Origin of the sequence: Mesorhizobium mediterraneum (genome assembly GCF_002284565.1) — a bacterium.
Taxonomy (GTDB): domain Bacteria; phylum Pseudomonadota; class Alphaproteobacteria; order Rhizobiales; family Rhizobiaceae; genus Mesorhizobium; species Mesorhizobium mediterraneum.
The window spans coordinates 245805-270508 of sequence record NZ_NPKI01000015.1 but is presented as its reverse complement, the minus strand read 5'-3'; the positions used below and the strand labels follow the sequence as shown (position 1 = coordinate 270508).

Annotated in this window: 27 protein-coding genes; 11 read left to right on the top strand and 16 right to left on the bottom strand. The window is 62.4% G+C overall.

Annotated elements, in window-relative coordinates:
- Positions 1-12: 12 nt before the first annotated feature.
- Together CIT25_RS10660 and CIT25_RS10655 are read right to left on the bottom strand one after the other, a co-directional pair.
- A complete protein-coding gene (locus tag CIT25_RS10660) occupies positions 13-1947 on the bottom strand; it encodes a bifunctional 5-dehydro-2-deoxygluconokinase/5-dehydro-2-deoxyphosphogluconate aldolase (RefSeq protein WP_095484504.1) in 1935 nt (644 codons plus the stop codon).
- A gap of 141 nt (positions 1948-2088) precedes the next feature.
- Positions 2089-2934, bottom strand: a complete 846-nt coding sequence (locus tag CIT25_RS10655; protein WP_164547059.1) for a MurR/RpiR family transcriptional regulator — start codon at positions 2932-2934, stop codon at positions 2089-2091.
- Positions 2935-3086: 152 nt separating this feature from the next.
- Between CIT25_RS10655 and CIT25_RS10650 the strand changes: the two genes are divergently transcribed.
- Positions 3087-4196 (top strand): Gfo/Idh/MocA family protein, encoded by a 1110-nt coding sequence (locus CIT25_RS10650; protein ID WP_095484502.1) that lies wholly within the window; start codon positions 3087-3089, stop codon positions 4194-4196.
- A gap of 213 nt (positions 4197-4409) precedes the next feature.
- Here the strand turns inward: CIT25_RS10650 and CIT25_RS10645 are convergent, their stop codons facing one another.
- The 9 genes from CIT25_RS10645 to CIT25_RS10610 all read right to left on the bottom strand — a co-directional run bounded on the left by CIT25_RS10645 (position 4410) and on the right by CIT25_RS10610 (position 12689).
- Positions 4410-5501, bottom strand: a complete 1092-nt coding sequence (locus tag CIT25_RS10645; RefSeq protein WP_095484501.1) for a 3-deoxy-7-phosphoheptulonate synthase — start codon at positions 5499-5501, stop codon at positions 4410-4412.
- Positions 5502-5711: 210 nt separating this feature from the next.
- Positions 5712-5957, bottom strand: coding sequence for a hypothetical protein (locus CIT25_RS36210; RefSeq protein WP_128286286.1), 246 nt, complete (start codon positions 5955-5957; stop codon positions 5712-5714).
- Between the two features lie 78 nt (positions 5958-6035).
- Positions 6036-6332 (bottom strand): hypothetical protein, encoded by a 297-nt coding sequence (locus tag CIT25_RS10640; RefSeq protein WP_158302537.1) that lies wholly within the window; start codon positions 6330-6332, stop codon positions 6036-6038.
- Positions 6333-6362: 30 nt separating this feature from the next.
- Complete coding sequence (locus tag CIT25_RS10635) at positions 6363-7157, bottom strand: SDR family oxidoreductase (protein ID WP_095484499.1); 795 nt, start codon at positions 7155-7157, stop codon at positions 6363-6365.
- A gap of 23 nt (positions 7158-7180) precedes the next feature.
- On the bottom strand, positions 7181-8182 hold the full coding sequence (gene iolG / locus CIT25_RS10630; protein WP_095484498.1) for an inositol 2-dehydrogenase: 1002 nt from the start codon (positions 8180-8182) through the stop codon (positions 7181-7183).
- Between the two features lie 128 nt (positions 8183-8310).
- Positions 8311-9078: an ATP-binding cassette domain-containing protein gene (locus CIT25_RS10625; protein WP_095484497.1), complete on the bottom strand. Its 768-nt coding sequence runs from the start codon at positions 9076-9078 to the stop codon at positions 8311-8313.
- Between the two features lie 2 nt (positions 9079-9080).
- Positions 9081-10157 carry an ABC transporter permease gene (locus CIT25_RS10620; protein WP_095484496.1) on the bottom strand — a complete coding sequence of 359 codons (1077 nt, stop codon included), beginning with the start codon at positions 10155-10157 and terminating at the stop codon, positions 9081-9083.
- Between the two features lie 176 nt (positions 10158-10333).
- The gene (locus CIT25_RS10615; RefSeq protein ID WP_095484495.1) at positions 10334-11275 is read right to left on the bottom strand and encodes a sugar ABC transporter substrate-binding protein; all 942 of its coding nucleotides are present in this window, start codon (positions 11273-11275) and stop codon (positions 10334-10336) included.
- Positions 11276-11657: 382 nt separating this feature from the next.
- A complete protein-coding gene (locus CIT25_RS10610) occupies positions 11658-12689 on the bottom strand; it encodes a LacI family DNA-binding transcriptional regulator (RefSeq protein WP_095484494.1) in 1032 nt (343 codons plus the stop codon).
- 176 nt (positions 12690-12865) lie between these two features.
- Here CIT25_RS10610 and CIT25_RS10605 point away from each other — a divergent pair, with 176 nt between their 5' ends.
- The 3 genes from CIT25_RS10605 (at position 12866) to CIT25_RS10595 (ending at position 15588) form a co-directional block, all read left to right on the top strand.
- Positions 12866-13975: a fatty acid desaturase family protein gene (locus tag CIT25_RS10605; protein ID WP_245329819.1), complete on the top strand. Its 1110-nt coding sequence runs from the start codon at positions 12866-12868 to the stop codon at positions 13973-13975.
- Positions 13976-14038: 63 nt separating this feature from the next.
- The gene (locus CIT25_RS10600; protein WP_095485063.1) at positions 14039-14353 is read left to right on the top strand and encodes a MocE family 2Fe-2S type ferredoxin; all 315 of its coding nucleotides are present in this window, start codon (positions 14039-14041) and stop codon (positions 14351-14353) included.
- A gap of 5 nt (positions 14354-14358) precedes the next feature.
- Positions 14359-15588 (top strand): NAD(P)/FAD-dependent oxidoreductase, encoded by a 1230-nt coding sequence (locus tag CIT25_RS10595; protein WP_095484493.1) that lies wholly within the window; start codon positions 14359-14361, stop codon positions 15586-15588.
- 252 nt (positions 15589-15840) lie between these two features.
- Here the strand turns inward: CIT25_RS10595 and CIT25_RS10590 are convergent, their stop codons facing one another.
- From CIT25_RS10590 to hslV, 5 genes are all read right to left on the bottom strand, one after another.
- Entirely contained in the window at positions 15841-16800 is a 960-nt protein-coding gene (locus CIT25_RS10590) for a DUF1402 family protein (protein WP_095484492.1), read from the bottom strand.
- 169 nt (positions 16801-16969) lie between these two features.
- Positions 16970-18283, bottom strand: coding sequence for an ATP-dependent protease ATPase subunit HslU (gene hslU, locus CIT25_RS10585; RefSeq protein ID WP_095484491.1), 1314 nt, complete (start codon positions 18281-18283; stop codon positions 16970-16972).
- Between the two features lie 4 nt (positions 18284-18287).
- Entirely contained in the window at positions 18288-18887 is a 600-nt protein-coding gene (locus CIT25_RS10580) for a DUF2585 domain-containing protein (protein WP_095485062.1), read from the bottom strand.
- Between the two features lie 4 nt (positions 18888-18891).
- The gene (locus tag CIT25_RS10575) at positions 18892-19416 is read right to left on the bottom strand and encodes a GNAT family N-acetyltransferase (RefSeq protein ID WP_095485061.1); all 525 of its coding nucleotides are present in this window, start codon (positions 19414-19416) and stop codon (positions 18892-18894) included.
- A 51-nt stretch (positions 19417-19467) separates the two neighbouring features.
- Complete coding sequence (gene hslV / locus CIT25_RS10570) at positions 19468-20019, bottom strand: ATP-dependent protease subunit HslV (protein WP_095484490.1); 552 nt, start codon at positions 20017-20019, stop codon at positions 19468-19470.
- A 222-nt stretch (positions 20020-20241) separates the two neighbouring features.
- Here hslV and hisB point away from each other — a divergent pair, with 222 nt between their 5' ends.
- From hisB to hisF, 7 genes are read left to right on the top strand one after another with little or no spacing between them, the layout of a single operon-like run.
- Complete coding sequence (gene hisB, locus CIT25_RS10565; protein ID WP_095484489.1) at positions 20242-20841, top strand: imidazoleglycerol-phosphate dehydratase HisB; 600 nt, start codon at positions 20242-20244, stop codon at positions 20839-20841.
- Between the two features lie 3 nt (positions 20842-20844).
- The gene (locus tag CIT25_RS10560; protein ID WP_095484488.1) at positions 20845-21321 is read left to right on the top strand and encodes a DUF2628 domain-containing protein; all 477 of its coding nucleotides are present in this window, start codon (positions 20845-20847) and stop codon (positions 21319-21321) included.
- Between the two features lies 1 nt (position 21322).
- Positions 21323-21973, top strand: a complete 651-nt coding sequence (gene hisH / locus CIT25_RS10555) for an imidazole glycerol phosphate synthase subunit HisH (RefSeq protein WP_095484487.1) — start codon at positions 21323-21325, stop codon at positions 21971-21973.
- Between the two features lies 1 nt (position 21974).
- Positions 21975-22265 (top strand): DUF1330 domain-containing protein, encoded by a 291-nt coding sequence (locus tag CIT25_RS10550; RefSeq protein ID WP_095484486.1) that lies wholly within the window; start codon positions 21975-21977, stop codon positions 22263-22265.
- Positions 22266-22268: 3 nt separating this feature from the next.
- Positions 22269-23018, top strand: coding sequence for a 1-(5-phosphoribosyl)-5-[(5-phosphoribosylamino)methylideneamino]imidazole-4-carboxamide isomerase (gene hisA / locus CIT25_RS10545; RefSeq protein ID WP_095484485.1), 750 nt, complete (start codon positions 22269-22271; stop codon positions 23016-23018).
- Entirely contained in the window at positions 23015-23851 is an 837-nt protein-coding gene (locus CIT25_RS10540) for an arginase family protein (protein WP_095484484.1), read from the top strand. The genes hisA and CIT25_RS10540 overlap by 4 nt, the downstream gene beginning before the upstream one ends.
- A complete protein-coding gene (gene hisF, locus CIT25_RS10535; RefSeq protein ID WP_164759251.1) occupies positions 23848-24642 on the top strand; it encodes an imidazole glycerol phosphate synthase subunit HisF in 795 nt (264 codons plus the stop codon). The genes CIT25_RS10540 and hisF overlap by 4 nt, the downstream gene beginning before the upstream one ends.
- The last annotated feature ends 62 nt before the right edge of the window (positions 24643-24704 follow it).

Here is a 24704-nt window from a genome sequence, read left to right as displayed (position 1 = left end):
TGCCGCGCCTTCTTATGCTGCTTTGCGGCCGCGCGCGGCAAGCCATGCCTCGGTCAGCCTCTCGAAGCGCGACGCCATGTCGGCCACCGCTTCCTCGTCCGACATCTTGCCGGCAAGCCATTGTTCGGCTGCGTTGATGAAGATGGTGCGGCCGACGGCGAAACCCTTGACGATGGGCGCCTCGGCGGTGGCGGCAAAGGCCGCTTCCAGCTCGTCCAGCGGCGCTTCCAGGCCGAGCAGCACAATCCCGCGGCACCATGGGTCGTTCTTCAGGATCACCGCCTCGATCTTTGCCCAAGCCCCGGCTGAAGCCTGCGGTTCGAGCTTCCACCAGTCAGGCTTGATGCCAAGCGCGTAGAGTTCCTCGAGCGCGCGCGGGATCGTCGTGTCGTCGAGCTCGCCGTGCTTGCCGGCAATGATCTCGATGAGAAGTTCTCTGCCCACTTTCCGCGCCGCCTCGAACAGGCTTTTGAGCTTCTGCTGCTGCTCAGTCTTCAGCGCTTCCGGGTCGTCGGGGTGATAGAAGCACAGGCATTTGATGCAATGGTCGACCGGCCACTCGATCAATTGCGAGCCGATGTCCTGCGAGAATTCGAAACGAAGCGGCCGCGATCCCGGCAGCTCGACCGGCCGGCCGAGCCAGGCGAAGGAATGGCGGGCGAATTCGAACATCGCCTCGCGGCCGTATTTCTCGTCGAGCAGCATGCCGTAGCCGGCGCGGCCGGCGGCAATCCTCGCCGCCGCCTTGACCGTCAACACCTTGAAATCATGGATGCGCGACGGGTCGGCGCCGGCTTTCGCGGCGACATCGTCAAGCTGGATACGGTGGTCGCAGGCCAGCGCCATCAGCGAGGGAATGTCGCGCCGGCGCGTCGTCGCCCAATGGATATGGTTGATCGCCTCGTCCTTGCGCAAAGCCAGGTGCTGGCTGCCGTTCTTCAGGAAGAACTGCAATTCCTCGAAGGTCGGGTATTCCGGCGCGCAGAGCAGCCGCGACACGGCGAAGGCGCCGCAGGCATTGGCCCAGGTCGCCGCCGTCTCAAGGCTTTCCTCGCCCAGCCAGCCGCGCAGGAAGCCCGACATGAAGGCATCGCCGGCACCGAGCACATTGTAGACCTCGATCGGAAAGCCCTTGCCGACAATGCCGTCTTCGAGATCGTCGCTGATCGGCCCGTCATAGACGATGCAGCCCATGGCGCCGCGTTTCAAGACGATGGTGGCCTTGGACAGCGAGCGGATCGTCTTCAACGCATTCAGGCAATCGTCGGCGCCGGAGGCAATCATGATCTCTTCTTCGGTGCCGACGATGAGGTCGCAGTCGGGCAGCACCGTCTTCAACTGGGCCGAGACCCGGTCGGATTTCACATAGCGCTCGAACCCTTCGGCATGGCCGGCCAGCCCCCAGAGGTTGGGGCGATAGTCGATGTCGAACACCACCTTGCCGCCCTTGGCCTTGATAGCGCGGATCGCCTTGCGCTGCGCGGCATCGCTGTTGGGCCGCGAAAAATGCGTACCGGTGACGACGATCGCGCGCGCCGAGGCAATGAACGCTTCGTCGATATCGGCTTCCGAAAGTGCCATGTCGGCGCAGTCGGAGCGGTAGAAGATCATCGGCGAGACGCCTTCCTCCTCGACCGACAACAGCACCAGCGCGGTCAGCCGGTCGGGGTCCGTCCTGAGGCCGTCGACGGATACGCCCTCGCGCGTCAGCTGCTCGCGGATGAAGCGGCCCATCTGCTCGTCGCCGACGCGGGTGAGCAGCGCCGAGCGCAGGCCAAGCCTCGCCGTGCCGACTGAAATATTGGCCGGACAGCCGCCGACCGACTTGGCAAAGGAGGTGATGTCCTCCAGGCGCGAGCCGATCTGCTGACCATAGAGATCGACGGAGGCGCGGCCAATGGTGATGACGTCGAGCGGCGCATGTTTCGCGTCCACGGCTTCGCCCATTCGAACCTCCCATCAGCCTTGTTGTCTTGGGTAACACGCGCGAGCGGCAGCGTGGCGCCGGCAATATGAAATAATAATTCCAATCCATAGTCAATATGGAACACGCGTTCCTTTGCTGAAAAGTGCTGGCGCGATGGCCACCTAGGCCTTGCGCTTGCGGCCCGTGTCGCGGCGCTTCTCGCCAACCGCGACGGTCAGCGCCATGGCCAGCGCCATGGTCGCCGACAGCGAGCGGAAGCCGGCGAAATCAGCCTCGGCAACCTCGAACCAGACCTTGGCGAACTGGGCGAGCGGAGAGAACGAGCTGTCGGTGATCGCCACGATCGGCACGCCTTGCTCGGAGATGACGCGCGCCTCCTCGATGGCCGCCGGGGCATAGGGTGAGAAACTGATGGCGATGACGGCATCCCTGGGCGAGGCAAAGCCGATCATCTCGGCGTTGAGTCCGGCGGCCGATTCGATCAGCTGGTTGCGGATCTTGAGCTTGCCCAGCGCATAGGCGATGTAGGAGGCGACCGGATAGGAGCGGCGCTTGGCCAGCACATAGATGGTCTCCGCCTTCGCCAGCAAGGCGATAGCATCTTCGAAATGCTCTTCGTTCAACCTGCCTGAAATATCGTTGAGCGAGGTGCTGGCCGCGGCGACGAAGCCGTCGAAGATCGCCCGGTGACCGGCGCCTTCCTCGGCCTTGGCGCGCAATGCCGCCAGCCTTTCATCATAGGACGAATTGCGCTCACGCAGGCGCTCGCGAAATACCAGCTGCAGGCTGGTGAAGCCGTCGAAGCCGAGCTGCTGGGCAAAGCGGATCAGGGTCGAAGGCTGAACGCCGGCGGAGGCGGCTATGCTGGCGGCGGTGCCGAAGGCAATATCGTCGGGATTGTCGAGCGCATAGGCGGCGATCTGCGCGATACGCTTGGGCAGGCTATGGCGCCGTTCCAGGATCGTCGTACGCAGCGTCTCGAAATCGCGGGGCACCCGTTCGTCCATCGTCGCTCCGCCTAGGCCCATCAGTCGATGCTGTGTGCCCCATCATAGCGAGCCTGTGCAAGAAGGCCATAAAAAATGAGGCATGCGTTCCATTTCTGGATAAAATGGACTAATTCATCCACGCAAATCTTCCTGATAGCGGAGACAAGGGAATGGTCGGAGTCGGTCTTATCGGCACAGGCTTCATGGGCAAGTGCCACGCCATCGCCTGGAACGCGGTCGGCACTGTCTTTCCCGACGTGGCCAAACCAAGGCTGGTCCATCTCGGCGAGGTCGACGAGGACCTTGCCAAGCGCCGTGCCACCGAATTCGGCTTCGCCAAGGGTTCCGGTGACTGGCGCGCCGTCGTTAACGACCCCGAGGTCGATATCGTCTCGTTGACGACGCCAAACCAGTTCCATCCGGAAATGGCCATCGCCATCCTCGAAGCCGGCAAGCATCTATGGTGCGAAAAACCGATGGCGCCGGGCTTCGCAGAAGCCGAAGCCATGGCGGCAGCAGCGAAAAAATCCGGCAAGGTGGCAGCCCTCGGCTACAACTACATCCAGAACCCCGCGATCCGCCATATCGGTGCGCTGCTCGACGAAAAGATCATCGGCGAGGTCAACCATCTGCGCATCGAGATGGACGAGGATTTCATGGCCGATCCAGAGGCGCTGTTCTTCTGGAAGCACGAGGCGGCGTCCGGCTACGGCGTGCTCGACGATTTCGCGGTGCATCCGCTGTCGCTGGTCGCCGTGCTGTTCGGCCGCGTCGCCCGCGTCATGTGCGACATGGCAAAACCCTATGCCGATCGCCGCGTCGCTTCAGGCGGGCGCCGCACGGTCGAGACCTATGACATCGCCAGCGTGCTGATGCACCTCGAAAACGGCGTTGCCGGCACCTTGCTGGCCAACCGTTCGGCCTGGGGCCGCAAGGGCCGGATCGCTATCCAGATCTTCGGCTCGAAGGGCTCGATCCTGTACGATCAGGAGCGGATGAACGAGTTCCAGCTCTATCTCACCGCCGACCGGCCGACCGAGCAGGGTTACCGAACCATCCTGGTGGCGCCGCACCACAGACCTTACGACGCCTTCCTGCCGGCACCCGGCCACGGTCTCGGCTTCAACGATCTCAAGATCATCGAATGCCGAGAACTGCTGACCAGGCTCGCCGGCAAGCCGGCGCGCATCATCGATTTCGACGAAGGCCTGGAGATCGAGCGCACCGTGCATGCCATGGCGCGCTCGTTCGAGGAACAGCGCTGGTTGGATGTTAGGTAGCGCGGGCGTTGGCTCCCCTTCTCCCCTTCTTATGGGAGAAGGTGGCCGAGCGAAGCTCGGTCGGATGAGGGGTGTTGGCCAGATCGCGACTTTGACGTCTTAAGAACCTAAAATCACTCGATATCTCAACGCCTCATTTCCTCCAGCACCCCTCATCCGTCTCGGTGCTGCGCACCGATCCACCTTCTCCCACAAGGGGAGAAGGGGAAAGCGTCAAGCGGCTCCCGGGCGGCTGGCGACCAGGGCGCGTCGCGCCGACCGGCGTTGCTCGACCGCGTCGGCAAGGCCGTGCAGCACCGTTTCGGTGGTTGCCCAGTCGATGCAGCCATCGGTGATGCTCTGGCCGTAGACGAGCGGCTTGCCGGGCATGACGTCCTGCCGGCCGGCAACGAGGTTGCTCTCGATCATGACGCCGATAATGCGCTCGTCGCCTGCCGCGACTTGGCCCGCCACGTCGGCCGCTACCTTCGGCTGATTCTCTGGCTTCTTGTTGCTGTTGGCGTGGCTGACATCGATCATCAGCCGGGGCGCGACGCCGATCCGGGCGAGTTCCGCACCGGCGGCGGCGACGCTTGCCGCGTCATAATTGGGCTGAATGCCGCCGCGCAGGATGACGTGGCAGTCCTCGTTGCCGGTGGTCGTCGCGATGGCGCTGCGCCCGCCCTTCGTCACCGCCAAGAAATGATGCGGCTGGGCGGCGGATTTCACCGCCTCGGCGGCGATCCGCAAATTGCCGTCGGTGCCGTTCTTGAAGCCGACCGGGCAGGACAGGCCGGATGCGAGTTCCCGATGGATCTGGCTCTCCGTCGTGCGCGCGCCGATCGCGCCCCAGGCGACGAGGTCGGCAATGTATTGCGGGGTGGCCATGTCGAGGAATTCGGTCGCCGCCGGCAGGCCAAGATTGTTGACGGCGGAGAGAACGTTGCGCGCCAGCCTCAGTCCTTTGTCGATGTTGAAGCTGCCGTCGAGGTCAGGATCGTTGATCAGGCCTTTCCAGCCGACCGTCGTGCGCGGCTTCTCGAAATAGACGCGCATCACGATCTCCAGCCGATCGGACAGGCTTTCGCGCAGCGATGCCAGGCGGCTGGCATAGTCTACGGCGGCGGCCGGGTCGTGGATCGAGCAGGGGCCGACGACGACGATCAGCCGATCGTCAGTGCCGGTCAGCACGGCGTGGATAGCGTTGCGCGACGCGGTCACGGTGCGCGTCGCCGTCAGCGTGCGCGGTATCTCCCGCATCACCTGGTCCGGCGTACTCAGTTCTCGGATTTCCTTGACCCGAAGATCATCTGTGGTGGTCAACACGGCTCTCTGCTCCTGATTGGGAGACCTGCCGGCTGAAACAAAAAAAGCCGCCAGGTCTGGCGGCTGTTCGGATTTTGATGCTGCAATCTTCAGATCGAGCGCAATCCTCCCGCCGCCAGCGAGCTCCTAAAGTACCAATATGTGGCGGTCAGGTTGATCATGCGGCTCATATAATCGAAGCCGGGGCGCTTGTCACGCGTCGGTATTGTGTCAGTTTGAAATAAGATCGGCCCCAACACGCACTTTGACCGAATGTGTTTTGACGCCGAAGACTCGTTGACCGGCACTATGTTTCTTTGCTTCGTCAGGCGTCAGCCAAATACGAGCAGGGTCTTCGCATCCAACCCGTCCGCAAACTGCCGCCGTTGTAGGATAGCCAATTGGTAAAGCGTGGACCTGATAAGGTTCCTTCGTGTCACGCGTGATCGGATGTGATGTGCAACGAGCAATCGCCATAGAATCCTCCCAAGTTGACTTGTTGTGATGTCCTACAACCGACTTCGCCAATTGACCACGTCGCACGGGCGCTTGGGTTCATTCCGCTAAACTCAATTCGAAGACACTGCCCAGCTTCATATTGAGTCGTCTGACGTGATCCTGAGTAAGCCGTCGATCAGTCAACTCAGCGGTCCAATGAGTTGGAATCGCTCTTTTGACAGCAGCGACCGCTTCATCCCGCGGAACGGCTGCGGCCCACAATTGAACTGCTGGCTGACCGCCCACGAGATGGTCGGTCATGAACACGCGGACGACCACGATGCCGGATGCGATTTGGTCTGTCATTCTTCCAATATGGCATTCAAGCCCGGCCATTTGAAAGAGGAATTTCAAACTGACCTACTACCCACGCTTCTGATGACACTACTCCGGCGACGATCCCGCAATATTCTGGTCATAGTCGACCAGCGACCCGGTCATGACGCCCGACTGCGGGCTGACCATATAGCTGATCAGCCGGGCAAGCTGGTCCGGCTTCACCAATTGGCCCATCGGCTGCGCCGCCTCGGCCTTTTCCAGCCAGTTATCAGGCGCATCGTGCCATTTCTTCTGCACGATCGCCTCGCCCTCGGTGTCCATCCAGCCGGGCAGCACGGCGTTGCAACGGATGCGGTTGCTGCGGTACGCGTTGGCGACATTCTTGGTCAGCGTCGCCAGTGCGCCCTTGCTCGACGAATAGGGCGCCAGGAACGATTGCCCGCAATGCGCCGACATCGACAGCACATTGACGATCGAGCCTGGCGCCTTGCGGGCGAGCAGCTGCGCCACCACGCCCTGCATCAGGAAGAAGGGGCCGCGCACATTGGTCTGGAAAATCTGGTCGAAAAGCTCTTCACTCGTCTCGACCAGTGAACCGCGCGCCGAGGTGGCGGCGGCATTGACCAGCGCGTTGACGCTGCCGAAATGGCCGATCGCCGTTTCGACCGCGCGCTTGCAGTCGGCCACTTTGGAAACATCGGCGCTGATGAAGATGGCGTCGACGCCCGACTTCTTGAGGATGGCGACGGCCTTGTCGCCCTTCTCCTGCGAGCGGCCGACCAGCGCCAGCGCCCGGCAGCCCTCATCAGCCAGCGCCTCAGCGACGGCGAAGCCAATGCCTTGCGCACCGCCGGTGACGATGGCGCGTGTTTCTGAATTGCGACCGGCGGAACCGTTCATCGCCTTGCTCCTGTGCTTGATAGTCAGACTGTCTTGTCGAGGCGAACGGTCTTGCCTTCCTTCGCCGATTTCAGCGCCGCGTCCGCCAGCCTCAGCGCGACGAGCCCGTCCTTGCCGCTCGGCGCCGCCTTCTTGCCTGATGTCGCCGCCGCGATGAAGGCAGCGATCTCGTTGGCATAGGCGTCGAGGTAGCGGGTCATGAAGAAGTCGTGCAGCGGCGGGCGCGTATAGCCCTTTTCATTGGCCAGTTCGATCGACACCGGCCGCTGGTTCTCGGCCGCAATCATGCCTTTCGAGCCATGCACCTCGATGCGCTGGTCGTAGCCATAGGTGGCGCGGCGCGAATTGGAGATGATGCACTGCTTGCCGGAAGAGGTTTCGAGGATGACGCTGACGCTGTCGAAGTCGCCGGCCTCGCCGATTTGTCTGTCGACCAGCACCGAGGCATGGGCGCTGACGGCCACCGGCTCCTCGCCGAGCAGGAAGCGCGCCATGTCGAAATCATGGATGGTCATGTCGCGGAAGATGCCGCCCGAGCGGCCGATATAATCGAGTGGCGGCGGGCCGGGATCGCGCGACGTGATAGTCACCATCTCGACCGTGCCGATGGCGCCGTCGTCGATCGCCTTGCGCACGGCGGCGAAATGCGGATCGAAGCGGCGATTGAAGCCAACCATCAAAGTGGCTCCGGCCTTGTCGACCACTTCAAGGCATTCTTCCACTCTGCCGGCGTCGAGGTCGATCGGCTTCTCGCAGAAGATCGCCTTGCCGGCCTTGGCGAACCGCTCGATCAAGTCGGCATGGGTGTCGGTCGGCGTGCAGATGATGACTGCGTCGATATCTCCGGCTTTTTCGATGGCCTCGATGGTTCGTACTTCGGCGCCATAGGCCGACGCCAGATCCGTCGCCGCCTTCTCGAAGGCATCGGCAACTGCCACCAGCCTGGCCTGCGGATTGGAACCAACGGCACGGGCGTGGACCTTGCCGATGCGGCCGGCACCGAGAAGAGCGAAGCGGAGAGACATGGGAATTTCCTTTGAGGATTGTTCGAAAATGGAAGTGCGTCTTTCCTGCACCGTTCAGCGCGAGGCGCAGTAGATTTTCTTATCGCGGCAGATCGGCGACGGGTCGATGACCCGCGCCGGCATTGGCCCTAGGCCGCAAGTTCCGCCTCCCCGGTCTTGGCGCCGGTGATATATGAGACGATATCGTTGCCGTCGGTGTCCTGCTTGCGCAAATTGGCGACGATGCGGCCGCGCCGGAAGACAACGATGCGGTCGCAAAGGTCGAACACCTGGCGCATGTTGTGGCTGATCAGGATCAACGGCTCGCCATTGGCTTTCAGCGTGCGGATGATGTTTTCGACCTGCATCGTCTCCTGCACGCCAAGTGCTGCCGTCGGCTCATCCATGATGATGAGCTTGGACGCAAAGGTCGCGGTTCTGGCGATCGCCACGCACTGGCGCTGGCCGCCCGACATGTGGCGGATGGTGTTGTTGAGATTGGGAATCTTGACCGCCGTGCGGATCAACGCCGCCTCGGTCGCCTTGCGCATGAACTTGCGATCGAGGATCGAGAAAGGCCCGAGATTGAAAAGCACCTTCTCGCGGCCGAGAAACAGGTTCGATGGCACGTCGAGATCGTCGGCAAGCGCCAGGTTCTGGAACACCGTTTCGATGCCCGCCTCGCGCGCCGCGATCGGGCCGGCGAAGTTCACTTCCTTGCCATCGAACCAGACCTTGCCGCTGGTGCGCTGCTCGACGGCGGTGATCTGGCGCACGAAGGTCGACTTGCCGGCGCCGTTGTCACCCATGATGGCGACATGCTCGCCCTTGCGCAGCTCGAAGTTCGCGCTTTCGAGCGCATGCACGCCGCCATAGTATTTGGTCAGGTTTTCGGTCTTCAGGACGATGTCTGACATGATCAAGCCCTCATTGCCCGCAGGCGCTGGCGCCACTGGTCGAGAACGACTGCGCCGATGATGATCACGCCCTTGACCATCTCCTGGTAGTAGGCGTCGAGGCGCAGGAAGGTGAAGCCGGAGATGATGACGCCGAAGATCAGCGCACCGATCACCGTTCCGATGATCGAGCCGCGGCCGCCCGACAGCGAGACGCCGCCGATGACCGCCATGGCGATGGCGTCCAACTCGTACATCACACCCATGCCGGCCTGAGCGGTGAGGTTCTTGGAGCTCAGCACCACGGCGGCGAGCGAGGCGAGGATGCCGGCAATGACGAAGACGAGGATCTTGTGGTTCTGGACATTTATGCCGGACATCCGGGCGGCGTCCTCGTTGGAGCCGATGGCATAACAGTGCTTGCCGTACCTGGTGTATGACAGGATCAGCTGGAACAGAATCGCCAGCGATATGAAGATGATGACCGGCATCAACCCCTTGCCGATGGCGGCGAAACTCTCGGTGGGAAACGAGATCGGCTGCCCCTTGGACCACCATTTGGCGATGCCGCGCGCGGTGACCATCATGCCGAGCGTGGCGATGAACGGCGGAATGCGCGTGTAGGCGATCAACGAGCCGTTGACCAAGCCCGCCAGCAGGCCGCAGCCGATCGCGACCAGCACCGGCACGATCACCGGCAGGTCGGTCCAGCCTTGCGCGAGGAACACCGCCTTGGGGTTAGGGTTGCCGTTGACCGTCGCTACCTGGGCGAAACTCATGGCGATCATCGCCGTGGCGCCGACGATCGAACCAGAGGAAAGGTCGATGCCGCCGGAAATGATCACCTGCGTCACGCCGATGGCGATGATGCCGACGATCGACACCTGCAGGATGATGATCTGCAGGCGCGCCTCGTTGAAGATCGTATCGACATTGGCGCGGGTGTTGAACAGAAAGCTGTCGCCAAGAAAGACACGGCCTATCAGCTCGAAGGCGCCGACGAGGATGATGAGCGCCAGGAAAACGTTGAATTCGGCAGGCCATGTGCGCTTCTTCGCATCATAGCTGAGTCCGCCGACGCCATGGGTTGTCTGTGCCAAATCTTGCTTCCTCCGTCAGCAGTCGCCCTCCCGCCGCCTGTCTACGGCGATGAGGGAAAGAGGAGCGGCGCCGTCCCTTTGTTTTGAGCTCCCGATGCTCTTGTTTCGAACATCGGATTTCCCAAAACGGTCCGATGCTCTGACGCGCCGCTCCCTATCGAAACGATCCCGCAGCCTCAGTTCTTCTTAAGGAACTTGTCGATGTTCGCCGGCGTGACCAGTTGGAAGGGTATGTAGACCTTCTGTTCGACCGCCTCGCCCTTGGAAAGCTTGAGCGCGGCGTCCAGCGCCCCGGCGCCCTGGCCGGCCGCGTCCTGGAACACGGTCGCGTCGAGGTCGCCCGCCTGCATCGCGGCAAGCGCGTCCTGGGTGGCGTCCACGCCGCCGACGACAACCGACTTCATGTCGACGTTGGCAGCCTTCATGGCCTGGATCGCACCGATGGCGCTTTCGTCATTGTTGGCGATCACGCCATCGAACGGCGTGCCGGTCGACAGCCAGTTGGTCATCAGGTTCTGCGCTTCCTCGCGTTTCCAGTTCGATGTCTGCTTGTCGATGATCTTGATGAAGCTGCATTCCGGAGTGGCGATCACATCGTCAATATCCTTGGTGCGCTGCACCGCCGCCTGGTTCGACAGCTCGCCCATGATCACATAGACATTGGCCTCGGTCTTGCCGGCCTCCTTGAACAGGCGGCAGACTTCCTGGGTTTCGAGAGTGCCGGACTCAACCTCGTTCGAGGCGACGAAGGCCTGGTTGTCCGGCAGCGTGTCGACGTTGACCGGCTCGCGGTTGACATAGACCAGCGGAACCTTGGCCGCAGCGGCGGCGTCCGACATCGCCTGGGTGGCCGAGGTGTCGACCGGATTGACGATGATCGCGTCGACGCCCGAGGCGACGAAATTCTTGATCTGGTCGAGCTGCTTGGCGACGTCGTTCTGCGCGTCCTCGACCTGCAGTTCTACGCCTTCCATGCCCTTGGCCTGCTCGATCATGCCGTTGCGCAGCACGGTGAGAAAATTGTCGTCGAACAGCGCCATAGACACGCCGATCTTGGCAGCGAGGGCGGACGAACTCATCAGCGCCGAAAACACGACGCCCAAAAGCAGTTTCTTCATTTTATTCTCTCCTCCACAGAATTGGTGTCCGGCTGCACCGATCTACCCGGAATCCCCGATCTCCCAGGGAATCTCTCCCGATTGCCATCTCCGTTCCCGATGGCGATTTCCGCGTTGACTGGAACGCCAAGCCCTCTGCTTGAAACAGATGTTCCGGAACGAAAGAACCAAAATACCTATCTAGTGAAATATTTATTCCATTCCGCCGGCGGGCGTCAAGGAGATTCCGAAATCGGATGGCGGATTTTCGGATAACGCCGCTGAGGGCCGGCAAACCTTCTGCAAGAATCCATCAGGCTGATGGTTCACATCATTGCCGATGCATCGTGGTGCCCGATCTGAAGCTGGATGCATTGGCTGAGCCCAGATGTTTTGCCCGAACCTAGATGTTTTCCGGCAGATAGATGTCGAAGGGCAGGAAGGTCTGGCCGGGCGCGTTGGCAGCGCCTGCCTCGATGGCATGCGCCATCAGATCGACAAGCTCGCGGCATAGTGCTGCCAGCGGCGTCGAAATCACCATGGTCAGGATGTTGTCGGCGAGCGCCGCGCGCGACTCGGCGTTGATCTCATTGCAAACGACCACCGGCATATTTACGGGCCTCGCTGCCCTGAGCGCGGAAACCGCGCCTTCCATGCCGCCGCCGGCGACGTAGCAGCCGGCAAGATCTGGGTACCGCGCCAGAAGATCGATCATCGCATCATGGGTCACCTGGTTGGCCTCCAGGTTGACCAGCGTCTCCAGCACCGTGAATTCCGGCGCATGCTCGCGGAAGAATGATCTGAAGCCGATCTCGCGCAGCTCATGACCATGGAAGCGATGACTGCCGACAAAAAGCGCGACCTTGCCGGGCTTCCTCGCCGCCCTGGCGATCATCCAGGCCGCGGTGCGGCCGACCTTGCGGTTGTCGAGGCCGACATAGCCCTCGCGGATGCCGGCGGCAAAGTCGGACAGCAGCGAGAAGACGGGTTGCCCTCTCGCCTTCAGCGCCTCGACGGCTGCCGTCAGCGTCGGATGATCCGGACCGACAAGGGCGACAGCCCTGGATTTCGCCGCCAGCTTGCGCATCTGGGCAGTGATCTCGCCGGGCGCCAGCGAACCGGCGAAGTCGATGGTTGCCACGCCGCGGAAGCGCTGCGATTGCGACACCGCCAGTTCGAGCTCCCGCGCGAAATTGCTGTAGAAAACATCATTGCCCCTCAGCAGCAGAAAGCCGAGCCGATATTCCGGCAGTTCCTGGCGCATCCGCTGCTTGATCAGTCCGGCAGCGTGATAGCCGATATCGGTCGCCGCCTCATAGACACGGCGCGCGGTTTCCTCGCGCACCGGCAGGCGATTGTTCAGCACCCGGTCGACGGTGGCGACGCTGACGCCGGAGGCGCGCGCCAGATCGGTGATGGTCGGCCGTTTTGCCATGGCTGTCTCTCTCCGCTTGCCAAAGCAATTTATATCATTCTGATGGGAAATGATAGAAACTATCTTTGTGATATTGAGCCTATCATGGCTTGGCGCTATTCCTAGCCTACGACGTTTGCGACCGCGGCCCGGTCATTGACCGGGGCGGATCGCAGGGCGCTGGTGGAGGCACTCCCATGGACGCAACGATGGACGCAGCACCGTCCCGGCGCGACTACAGCCTGATCGGCCGCGACGCCAAGCTCGCCGTCGAGACCGGGCTGGCGGCGGCCGAGTGGTATCACACCGACGTGCCGCGCAAGCAGATGAAGGCGCTGATGCAGCGCTCCGACGGCCCGGCGATCCGCGACACCATCATCTGGCTCGGCGCCTTGATCCTGAGCGGCGCAGGCGGCGCCTGGTTCTGGGGCACGTGGTGGTGCGTCCCGTTCTTCTTCGTCTATGGCGTGCTTTACGGCTCTTCCACCGATTCACGCTGGCACGAATGCGGTCATGGCACCGCGTTCAGGACGCAGTGGATGAATGATGTGATCTACCAGCTCGCCTGCTTCATGATCATGCGCAACCCGGTGACCTGGCGCTGGAGCCATACGCGGCATCACACCGATACGATCATCGTCGGTCGCGATCCGGAGATCGCGGTGATGCGCCCGCCGGATCTGTTGCGCGTCGTGCTCAATTTCTTCGGCATTCTCGATGCCTGGCATGCCATGAGCGACATGCTGCGCAATGCGGTCGGCATCGTCAGCCCGGCGGAAAAAACCTTCATTCCCGAGCAGGAGCAGCCAAAGGCGATCCGCATTGCCCGCATCTGGGCGGCAATCTATGCCGCGACCATCGCGCTGGCACTTTATAGCGGCTCGTTCCTGCCCCTGATGCTGGTCGGGCTGCCCAGGCTTTACGGCGCCTGGCATCATGTCATGACGGGCCTGCTGCAGCATGGCGGCCTCGCCGAAAATGTCATCGACCATCGCCTCAACAGCCGCACCGTCTACATGAACCCGATCAGCCGCTTCATCTACTGGAACATGAACTATCATGTGGAGCACCACATGTTCCCGATGGTGCCCTATCACGCGCTGCCAAGGCTGCACGAGATGATCAAGCACGACCTGCCGGCGCCGACGCCGTCGATCCTGGCCGGCTATCGCGAGATGGTGCCTGCCTTCCTGCGCCAGCTGCGCAATGAAGATTATTTCCTCAAGCGCGAACTGCCGCCGACCGCGAAGCCCTATCGCGAGGAACTCCACAACGATAACGATGCCGTCGCGGCAGCAGCGGAATGATATGCGCCCATGCCAGGCAACATGCCGGGCAAGTTGACCAAGCAAAAAACGCCGGGAGGACTGATGAGCGACTGGGTCGAGGCCTGTGATGCCGAAGACATCGACGAAGAGGACGTGATGCGGTTCGACCATGAAGGCCGCACCTTCGCCATCTATCGCAGCCCCGACGACGAATATTTCGCGACGGACGGTCTTTGCACGCATGAGAAGGTGCACCTGGCCGACGGGCTGGTGATGGACGACATCATCGAATGCCCGAAGCACAATGGCCGCTTCAACTACAAGACCGGTGCGGCCAGGGGCGCGCCAGTCTGCGTCAATCTCAGGACATATCCGGTCAAGCTCGACGCCGGTAAAATCCTCATTCAGATCGGGTGACGGTGATGACGAACGGGATGGTCATCATCGGTGCCGGTGAATGCGGCGGGCGGGCTGCCTTGGCGCTGCGCGATCTCGGCTATGACGGGCCGGTGACGCTGGTCGGCGACGAGCCGCATCTGCCCTATGAGCGGCCGCCGCTGTCGAAAGAAGCGATGGCTAGCGATGCGCCCGTGATCAAGGCGATCGCCAGCGATGAAATCCTGGCCGAGAGGTCGATCCGGCATATCCATTCGGTTCAGGCGGTGGCGATCGATCGCGCCGCGCATCTCGTGCGCCTGTCGGACGGCTCGGACCTGCCTTACGACAAGCTTTTGCTGGCAACCGGGTCAACCCCGCGCAAGCTGCCAATGCCCGGCCTCGGCCCGCGCTGCGTCTATCTCCGGACCTTCAACGATGCGTTGGCGATTCGCGCTCATCTCAGCGCCAGAAATCGCATCGCCATCGTCGGCGGCGGCTTCATCGGTCTTGAACTCGCCGCAGCGGCGCGCAGGTTGGGAGCCGCGGTCACCGTCATCGAGGCGCAACCGCGCATCCTGATGCGCGGCGTGCCGGCCGAGATCGCCAAAGTCATCCACGAGGCGCATGAAGCCGAAGGCGTGAAAATCCTGTGCGGCGACGGCATCGCCGCGATCGCCGACGATGGCGCCGAGGTGCGCATCGCGCTTGCCGGCGGACTGGACATCGTCGCCGATCTCGCCGTGATCGGCATCGGCGCAGTGCCGGTGATCGGGCTCGCCGCGGAAGCCGGGCTGACGATCGACAACGGCATAGCAGTCGATGCCGGGCTTCGCACTGGCGATCCGGCCATCTTCGCCGCCGGCGATTGCTGCTCGTTTCCGCTTGCCGTCTATGGCGGCCGGCGCGTGCGACTGGAAGCTTGGCGCAACGCGCAGGAGCAGGGCGCGCTTGCGGCCAGGAACATGCTTGGCGCCGGCGAAAGCCACGCGGCGGTGCCATGGTTCTGGTCGGATCAATACGGCCTGACCTTGCAGATATCCGGCCTGTCGGACGAGGGCCGCAGCACTGTGCGCCGCGACCTCGACGATGGCGCCTTCATCCTGTTCCACCTCGCCGAGGACGGCAGGCTCGTTGCGGCGAGCGGCATCGGCCCGGGCAACACGGTCGCCCGCGACATCAGGCTGGCCGAGATGCTGATCGCGAAAAGGGCCAAGCCGGCGCCGGAAGCGCTCGGCTCGCAGACGGTCAAGCTGAAGTCTCTGCTGGCGGCGTGAGCCGTGGCGCCGATTGCCTAAAGCCGGCGCCGCCCCTCATCTGCCTGCCGGCATCTTCTCCCCGTATAGTGACCCACTGTCGCTTAGGATTTCGCCAATCGCCAGCGCCGCAGAACGGGCGTTGCAGCCGATGCCAGCGTTCTTTCTCCCCCGTCACTATACGGGGAGAAATGCCGGCAGGGCAAGGAGGGCAGCGCAAACGCCCGAAAGGGGCGACTTCGATCCGGCTGAAAATCCGAATCTCAACACGTTCTAAAACAGCGCCTTCAGCTCCGGCAATTTGTCGTTGACCAGCCAGCCATAGTAATTTTCCTCGGGCAGCTTCTCCGGTTCGCCCGCGGCACGGCGCTTGTCGTTCTCGGCCTTCAGCGCATAGGCGCGCTGTTCCGGATTGCCGACATTGTAGAGCGTCGATGTGATCCCGGGGTTGTCCGATATGTCGAAGCCGGCAATGTTCTGGTAGGCATCGATCGATTTCCGGATCGTCGCCGCGACATAAGACAAGGTGAGGTCCGGATCCATGATGGTCTTGTAGACCCCGTTCGGATCGCCGACGTCGAGCTTCGGCAGGCCGGAAACCTGGTGCACGAGATCGCTCATCTGCAACGCCGTCAGCGGATTGAGTTGCCCAAGACCGAAGGTCTGGCCGGCATAATAGGGCTGGAAGAAAGTGGCGCCGAAGCGGTCATTGGGAAAGCTTGTCCCCCCGACATTCTTGCCGCGAAAGGACTGGTTCCACACCTGCTCGCGGCACGCCCACAGCGCGTAACTGTCCGATTCGCCGGCGCATTTGGCAAATTGCGGCCGTTGCACGAAATCGGTGATGTCCTCGCCTTCATAGGCGAAGGACAGCTTGCTCGACAGATAGGAGATCGCCTTGACGTAGTAGGTCTGCAGCCGGTCGTAGGCGTCGACATTGTAGGTGTGCTCGCCGACGATGGCGCCGACGATGTGCATCGGATCGATGCCATAGGTCGCCGCCGCTTGGCTGATCTTGCCGCGAAGATCGGCGTCGTTCTGCAGCAGCGCATAGACCTTGCGGTATTTTGCCTGGAAAGTGGTGTTGGTGGCCTGGGTGCGCCGGCTCGAGGCGCCCGGTATGTTGGGCTGCTCGGCATGACTGTTGCCCGGCGGCACCATCGTCGCCGCTTGCGCAGCGAACATGGCTGTCGCCAGCGTCAGCCCGAGAATGACGAGGATCAGTTTTTTCATGCGCCGCCGCCTGTAATAGTCGCCGGGCAAACTAGGTAAAGCCCCAGGTCGAGTCGAGAGCCCTTCGACAACTGAGACAAAAGGTGGCCAGATGCTTCCATTTGGCCACACACTGCGGAATGTCCGGAAATCGCCCGTCGCCCGGGCACCGGGCTTGGCCGGCGCCGTCTTACAGGATGAAACGCGACAAATCCGTGTTTCTGGACAGGTCGCCGACATGCTTTTGCACATAGGCGGCGTCGATGGTCACCGACGTGCCGTGGCGATCCGGCGCGTCATAGGAGATCTCGTCCAGCACCCGCTCCATCACCGTCTGCAGCCGCCTGGCGCCGATGTTCTCGACGCTGGCGTTGAGATCGACGGCAATGCCGGCCAGCGAATCGATGGCGTCGTCGGTGAAGACGAGGTCGACGCCCTCGGTCTTCATCAGCGCGATATACTGCTTGATCAGGCTGGCCTCGGTCTCAGTCAGGATGCGGACGAAATCGTCCTTCTCCAGCGCCCGCAGCTCGACGCGGATCGGCAGACGGCCCTGCAGTTCCGGCAGCAGGTCGGACGGCTTGGCGACGTGGAACGCACCCGATGCGATGAACAGGATGTGGTCCGTCTTCACCGGTCCGTATTTGGTCGCGACCGTTGTGCCTTCGACAAGCGGCAGCAGGTCGCGCTGCACGCCTTCGCGGGAAACACCGGCGCCCATGCCGCCCTCGCGCGAGGCGATCTTGTCGATCTCGTCGAGGAAGACGATGCCGTCGTTTTCGGTCGATTCGAGCGCTCTGCGCACCACCTCATCCTGGTCGAGCAGCTTGTCGGACTCGTCGCCGACCAGCAGCGTGTAGGATTCCTTCACCGTCGTCTTGCGCGTCTTGGTCTTCTGGCCGCCCATCGCTTTCGACAGCATGTCGTTGATGTTCAACACGCCGATATTGGCGCCCGGCATGCCGGGGATCTCGAAGCCGGGCATGCCGCCCGTGCCGGTGTCGGCCACTTCGATCTCGATCTCCTTGTCGTCGAGCTCGCCGTCGCGCAGCTTCTTGCGGAAACTGTCGCGCGTGGCCGGGCTCGCCGTCTTGCCGACGAGCGCTTCCAGCACGCGTTCCTCGGCATTGATATGGGCGCGCGCCTTGACATCCTCGCGCATCTTCTCGCGCACCAGCCCGATGGCGATCTCGACCAGGTCGCGAATGATCTGCTCGACGTCGCGGCCGACATAGCCGACCTCGGTGAACTTGGTCGCCTCGACCTTGACGAACGGCGCACCGGCAAGGCGTGCCAGGCGGCGCGAGATCTCGGTCTTGCCGACGCCGGTCGGGCCGATCATCAGGATGTTCTTGGGCATCACCTCTTCACGCATCTGGCCTTCGAGCTGCTGGCGGCGCCAGCGGTTGCGCAAGGCGATGGCCACGGCGCGCTTGGCGTCCTTCTGGCCGATGATGAAGCGATCGAGTTCCGAAACGATTTCGCGGGGCGAGAATGTGCTCATATCACTAAATTCCACTTTGCCACTGCCGGATGGACTCGAACGGATGCAGCAGCATGATCACGTTGAGTGTCAGATTGTCCCTGATGATGTAGCCGACACCGAATTCGAAGATGAGAGCGAGGGTCACGATCACCCATATAGGAAGCCTCCGCGCCATCACAAATCCCACCACCATCGCCAGCGTGTCTGCCACCGAATTGATGATGCTGTCGCCATAGTAATCCAGGGAAATTGTGCCGGCGCGATAGCGCTCGATGATCAAAGGGCTGTTCTCGAGAAGTTCCCAACCGCCCTCTATGACGACCGCAAATGCCAGCCTGAGCCCGATCGGCGAGCGCGGGAACAGAGCCCACGCCAGCGCGTAGAACAGGAAGCCATGGATGATGTGCGAGAATGTGTACCAGTCGGAAATATGCTGGGAATTCTCCGAGCTCTGCACGATGCCGTGCCATAGCTTGACATAGCCGCATGTGCAGATTGGCGTTCGGCCCATGCCGTAAAGGGCTCCGGCCTGGAATATGATCAGGCCGAGGACGAGCAGAAGTCCCATCCGCCAGCTGTCTTCGTAGGCCGAGACGGATTTGTCGGCGCCGGTTGTGCTCATGCTGTTACTGCCCCTCTTCGGCGTCGCCCACTTCGACATCAATCGCCATCAGCAAAACGTCGCCATATTCCGATTGCCTTCGATCGATAGCTCTGAAACCGGCCTTTTCATAGGCGCGGATGGCTCGTCCGTTGGCCGGATCCGGGTCGATGATGACACGCGGCGCCCCTTCCTCGAACAGCTGTTCCACGAACTGCCGCACAATTGCCGAGCCGTGGCCGTGTCCGACAAGCTCAGGCCTGCCGATCGACAGATCGATGCCGAGCGTGCCGAACGGCTGGTCGCTATAGGGATGGCCGTCCTCCAGATGCGGGTCGTAGCTCTGCATGTAGCCGATCGGCTCGCCGTCGAGCTCGATGATCAGCGGTTCGACGGAAATCGAGTCGATATGCTCGCGGATCTGCGCGATCTCCGTCTCGGGATCATCCCACCACTCGGCGACATGCGGCTCGGCCAACCATGCCGCGATCATCGGCAAGTCCGCCTCGGTCACCGGCCGAAAATCATATCTATTCTCTTGTTTGGCCATGATTTCCGCCGAAAACCGGTTTCCACTTTTCGGGATCATGGCACGGCCTGCTCAGCCGGCATCGAGTGTTTCGATGACGAAATTGTTGTTGGTGTAGACGCAAATGTCGGATGCGATCTGCATCGCCTTGCGGGCGATCTCCTCGGCATCCTTGTCGCTGTCCATCAGCGCGCGCGCCGCGGCCAGCGCGTAGTTGCCGCCCGAACCGATCGCCATGACGCCATGTTCGGGCTCGAGCACATCGCCGGTGCCGGTCAGCGCCAGCGAGACCGACTTGTCGGCGACCAGCATCATCGCTTCCAGCCGGCGCAGATAGCGGTCGGTGCGCCAGTCCTTGGCGAGCTCGACGCAGGCCCGCGTCAATTGCTCCGGATATTGTTCGAGCTTGGCCTCGAGCCGCTCCAGAAGGGTGAAGGCGTCAGCGGTGGCGCCGGCGAAACCGGCAATGACATTGCCGCTTTTGCCAATGCGGCGCACCTTCTTGGCGTTGCCCTTCATGATGGTCTGGCCGAGACTGACCTGGCCATCGCCGGCGATGACCACCTTGCCGCCCTTGCGCACCGTCACGATGGTCGTGGCGTGCATGGTCAGTTTATCAGACATTTTCTGCTCCGATCAGCACCGATCCCGAAGGCAATTGGCGCGTTACGAGTGACTTGATCGGCCATATGTATGCATAGGCCCGATGATTGCAAACCGGTCATCTGCCAGGCTCGATATCCCCTGGCATGGCAACTGGCAATCGCCGGATCATGCTGCTAGAAGGCTCTCGTTTTCAAGCACGTGGGCGCTTGGAACGTCTGAACTCTGGACAAGGATGAGGTCATGCCGCCCCGTTCCGCCAACGCAAGCCGCAAGACTGGGGAAACCGACATCTCCGTATCGGTCCAGGTCGACGGCTCGGGAAAATCCGATATTTCGACGGGCGTCGGCTTCTTCGACCACATGCTGGACCAGCTTTCGCGCCATTCACTGATCGACATGACGGTCAAGGCCAAGGGCGATCTGCACATAGACGACCACCACACGGTCGAGGACACCGGCATCGCGCTCGGCCAGGCGCTGGCCCAGGCGCTGGGCGAGCGGCGCGGCATCATGCGCTATGCCTCGATCGATCTCGCCATGGACGAGACGCTGACACGCGCCGCGATTGACGTCTCCGGTCGTCCTTTCCTTGTCTGGAACGTTGCGTTCTCGTCACCGAAGATCGGCACGTTCGACACCGAACTGGTGCGCGAATTCTTCCAGGCCCTGGCGCAGAATGCCGGCATCACGCTGCATGTCACCAATCACTATGGCGCCAACAATCACCACATCGCCGAGACCTGCTTCAAAGCAGTGGCCCGCGCGCTGCGCGCAGCACTTGAAAGCGACCCGCGCCAGCCGGACGCGGTTCCTTCCACCAAGGGATCTCTGAAGGGATAGGCCATGGCCATCTATGTCGTGATGGAACCGCCGGGCCGCGGCGAAAAGCCTGATATGACGGCCTTTGTCCGTGATGGTTTTTCCTGGCTCGGCTTCCTCGTGCCGCCGCTGTGGCTGCTCTGGCACCGGTTGTGGATCGAGGCAGCCCTGGCCTTTGTCGCCATGGCTCTCCTTTCGATGCTTGCTGAAGGATTGAGCCTGGGGCTGGCAGGTCCGCTGCTGTCGCTGCTTGTATCGCTCTATGTCGGGCTGGAAGGGCAGGCCTTGCGGATTGCCGCACTGCGCCGCCGTGGCTGGCATGAATGGGGCGTCGTCGAGGCCGACAGGCTCGATGATGCCGATACGCGCTATGTGCTGGAAGCCGAAGCGCATTCGGATGAGCAAGCGCCCGCGCAACGCATCGTTCCCGACGCTGTCCATGCCCGGCCAGCACATATGGGCATAGCGCTAGGGCTGAACCACACGCCGGGAAGACCCTGACATGCGGGTCGCGATCATCGACTACGGCTCGGGCAATTTGCGCTCGGCCACCAAAGCCTTCGAGCGCGCCGCGCACGAAGCCGGCATCGCCGCCGCCATCGACCTGACCGCCGATGCCGAGCGTGTCAGAACCGCCGACCGCGTTGTCCTGCCCGGCGTCGGCGCCTACGCCGATTGCGCGGCCGGGCTGCGCGCTGTGGCCGGCATGTGGGAAGCGGTCGAGGAGGTCGCGATCGTCAAGGGGCGGCCGTTCCTCGGCATCTGCGTCGGCATGCAGCTGATGTCGGAGCGGGGGTTGGAGAAGACTGTTACAAAAGGCTTTGGCTGGATCGCCGGCGATGTCAAGGAGATCGCCCCGGCCGATCCTGCGCTGAAAATCCCGCAGATCGGCTGGAACACCATCGAGCTCACGCACAAGCATCCGCTGTTTTCCGGCATTCCGACCGGCGCCAAGGGACTGCACGCCTATTTCGTTCATTCCTATCATCTTGACGCCAGGAAAGCGGACGACGTGCTGGCGATTGCCGACTATGGTGGTCCGGTGACGGCTACGGTCGCCCGCGACAATCTCGCCGGCACGCAGTTCCATCCCGAAAAGAGCCAGGCGCTTGGCCTGGCGCTGATCACCAATTTCCTGAGCTGGAGGCCCTAGGATGAGCAAGAAAGGCTACTGGATGGCGATGGTCGATGTCCGCGATCCTGAGGTCTACAAGCAATATATCGAGGCGAACGCCGCGGCTTTTGCGAAATATGGTGCGAAGTTTCCCGTGCGGGCCGGGCGTCACGCGAACCCGGAAGGGCCGACAGGCAACCGCCATGTCCTGGTGGAGTTCGAGTCCTACGACAGGGCGATAGAATGCTACGAGTCACCTGAATACCGGGCGGCTTTGAAGTACAGGCTTGCCGCCTCGACCGGTCACTTCGTCATTGTCGAAGGCGCTTGAACGGTGATCCTGTTCCCGGCCATCGACCTCAAGGACGGCAAGTGCGTGCGCCTGAAGCACGGCGACATGGCGACCGCGACGATCTACAATGACGACCCGGCCGCGCAGGCCAGAGCCTTCGAGCAACAGGGCTTTGAATGGCTGCATGTGGTCGACCTCAACGGCGCCTTCAAGGGCCAGAGCGTCAACGGCGCGGCGGTCGGCGCCATCCTCAAGGCGACGAGAAACCCGGTGCAGCTTGGCGGCGGCATCCGCACCCTGGCGCAGGCCGAGGACTGGCTCGATCGCGGGCTGGCCCGCATCATTCTCGGCACGGTGGCCGTGCGCGATCCCGATCTGGTCAGGCAGGCCTGCAAGGCATTCCCCGGCAGGATCGCCGTCGGCATCGACGCCAAGGGCGGTAAGGTGGCGGTCGAGGGCTGGGCAGAGGCCTCGAGCCTCGGCGTCATCGAACTGGCGAAGAAATTCGAGGGCGCCGGCGTTGCCGCCATCATCTACACCGATATCGATCGCGACGGCGTGCTGACCGGCATCAACTGGGACGCCACCATCGATCTCGCCGAAGCGGTTTCGATCCCGGTCATCGCCTCTGGAGGTCTGGCCTCGATTGCCGACATCGTGCGCATGACCATGCCCGATGCGCAAAAACTCGAAGGCGCCATCTCGGGCCGCGCGCTTTATGACGGGCGTATCGATCCGGCCGAGGCACTGGCGATCCTGGCGGCAGCACCGGAGAAGGCGAGGGCGCGATGAAACTCTCGATCATCCTCGCACCCTATGACAGCGGCCTTTACCATGCCGGCTGTGGCCAGGGCCCCGACGCCATCATTGCCGGCGGCCTCGTCGATGAACTTGCTTTCCGCGGCCACGATGTCGTCGTCGAGGACATCGGCGAGGTCGGCGATGCCCAGAGACGCGAAATCGCGACGGGCTTCGCGGTTTGCCGGGCAGTCGCCACCAAGGTCGATCTGGCGCGCGACGATGAGCGTTTTCCCATCGTGCTCGCCGGAAATTGCCTGACCGCCGCCGGTGCGGTGGCCGGCAACGCCGCGGATTCGATCATCTGGGTCGATCAGCATGGCGATCTCAACACGCCCGAGACGTCCGCCTACGGCTTCCTCGACGGCATGGCGCTGGCGACGACGCTGGGGCTCTGCTGGCGTCCGATGACATCAGCGATTCCCCGCTTCCAGGCGATAGATCCATCGCGGTGCATGCTGGTCGATGCACGCGACCTCGATCCCGATGAAAAGCGCCTGCTGGACACATTGCCTGTCATTCGCACCCAATGCGCCGATGCGCTCGACAATGTCGGAAAGCTGAAGGCGGCCGGCGCGGTTCGGGCACATCTGCATCTGGATTTGGACGTTCACGATCCGGATGTGCTGCAAGTGAACCGCTATGCGCAGCCGGGAGGCCCAAACCCGGATCAACTGCGGCAACTCGTTTGCGGACTGGCCAGGTCGATCCCGATTGTCGGCGTCACCCTGTCTGCCTACGACCCGGCATTTGACGCCAAGGGCGAGGTTCCGCCTGTCGTCGGGCAATTGCTTGGCGATTTTCTTGCCGCGCTTGAGAGGATTTGATGCTGAAAGCCCGCGTCATCCCCTGTCTCGATGTCAAGAACGGCCGCGTCGTCAAGGGCGTCAACTTCGTCGACCTGGTCGATGCCGGCGATCCGGTCGAGGCGGCAAAGGCCTATGACGCCGCCGGCGCCGACGAGCTCTGTTTCCTCGACATCACCGCCTCGTCCGACAATCGCGAGACGATCTTCGATATCGTCGCCCGCACGGCCGAACAATGCTTCATGCCGCTGACCGTCGGCGGCGGCGTGCGCCAGGTCGCCGACATAAGAAGGCTGCTTTTGGCCGGCGCCGACAAGGTGTCGATCAACACGGCGGCGGTGAAGAATCCCGATTTCGTCGCCGAGGCGGCCGACAAGTTCGGCAACCAGTGCATCGTCGTCGCCATCGACGCCAAGAAAGTATCGGGTGAAGACGAGGCCGACCGCTGGGAGATTTTCACCCATGGCGGCCGCGAGAAGACCGGCATCGACGCAGTCGAATTTGCTCGGCAGATGGTCGATCGCGGCGCCGGCGAGATCCTGCTCACGTCGATGGACCGCGACGGCACCAAGGCCGGCTACGACATTGCGCTCACCCGCGCGGTAGCCGACGCCGTGCGTGCGCCGGTCATCGCCTCCGGCGGCGTCGGCACGCTTGATCACATGGTCGAGGGCATTCGCGATGGCCATGCCGGTGCGGTGCTGGCGGCATCGATCTTCCATTTTGGCACGTACAGCATCGCCGAAGCCAAGGCGCATATGGCCCGCGCCGGGCTGCCGATGCGACTGGACTCAACGGCTGATCGGCTCTAAGCATGACCGCCAGCGGGAACCGGTTTTCGGGAAAGATCATGCTTAAACAAGCAGATAGATGG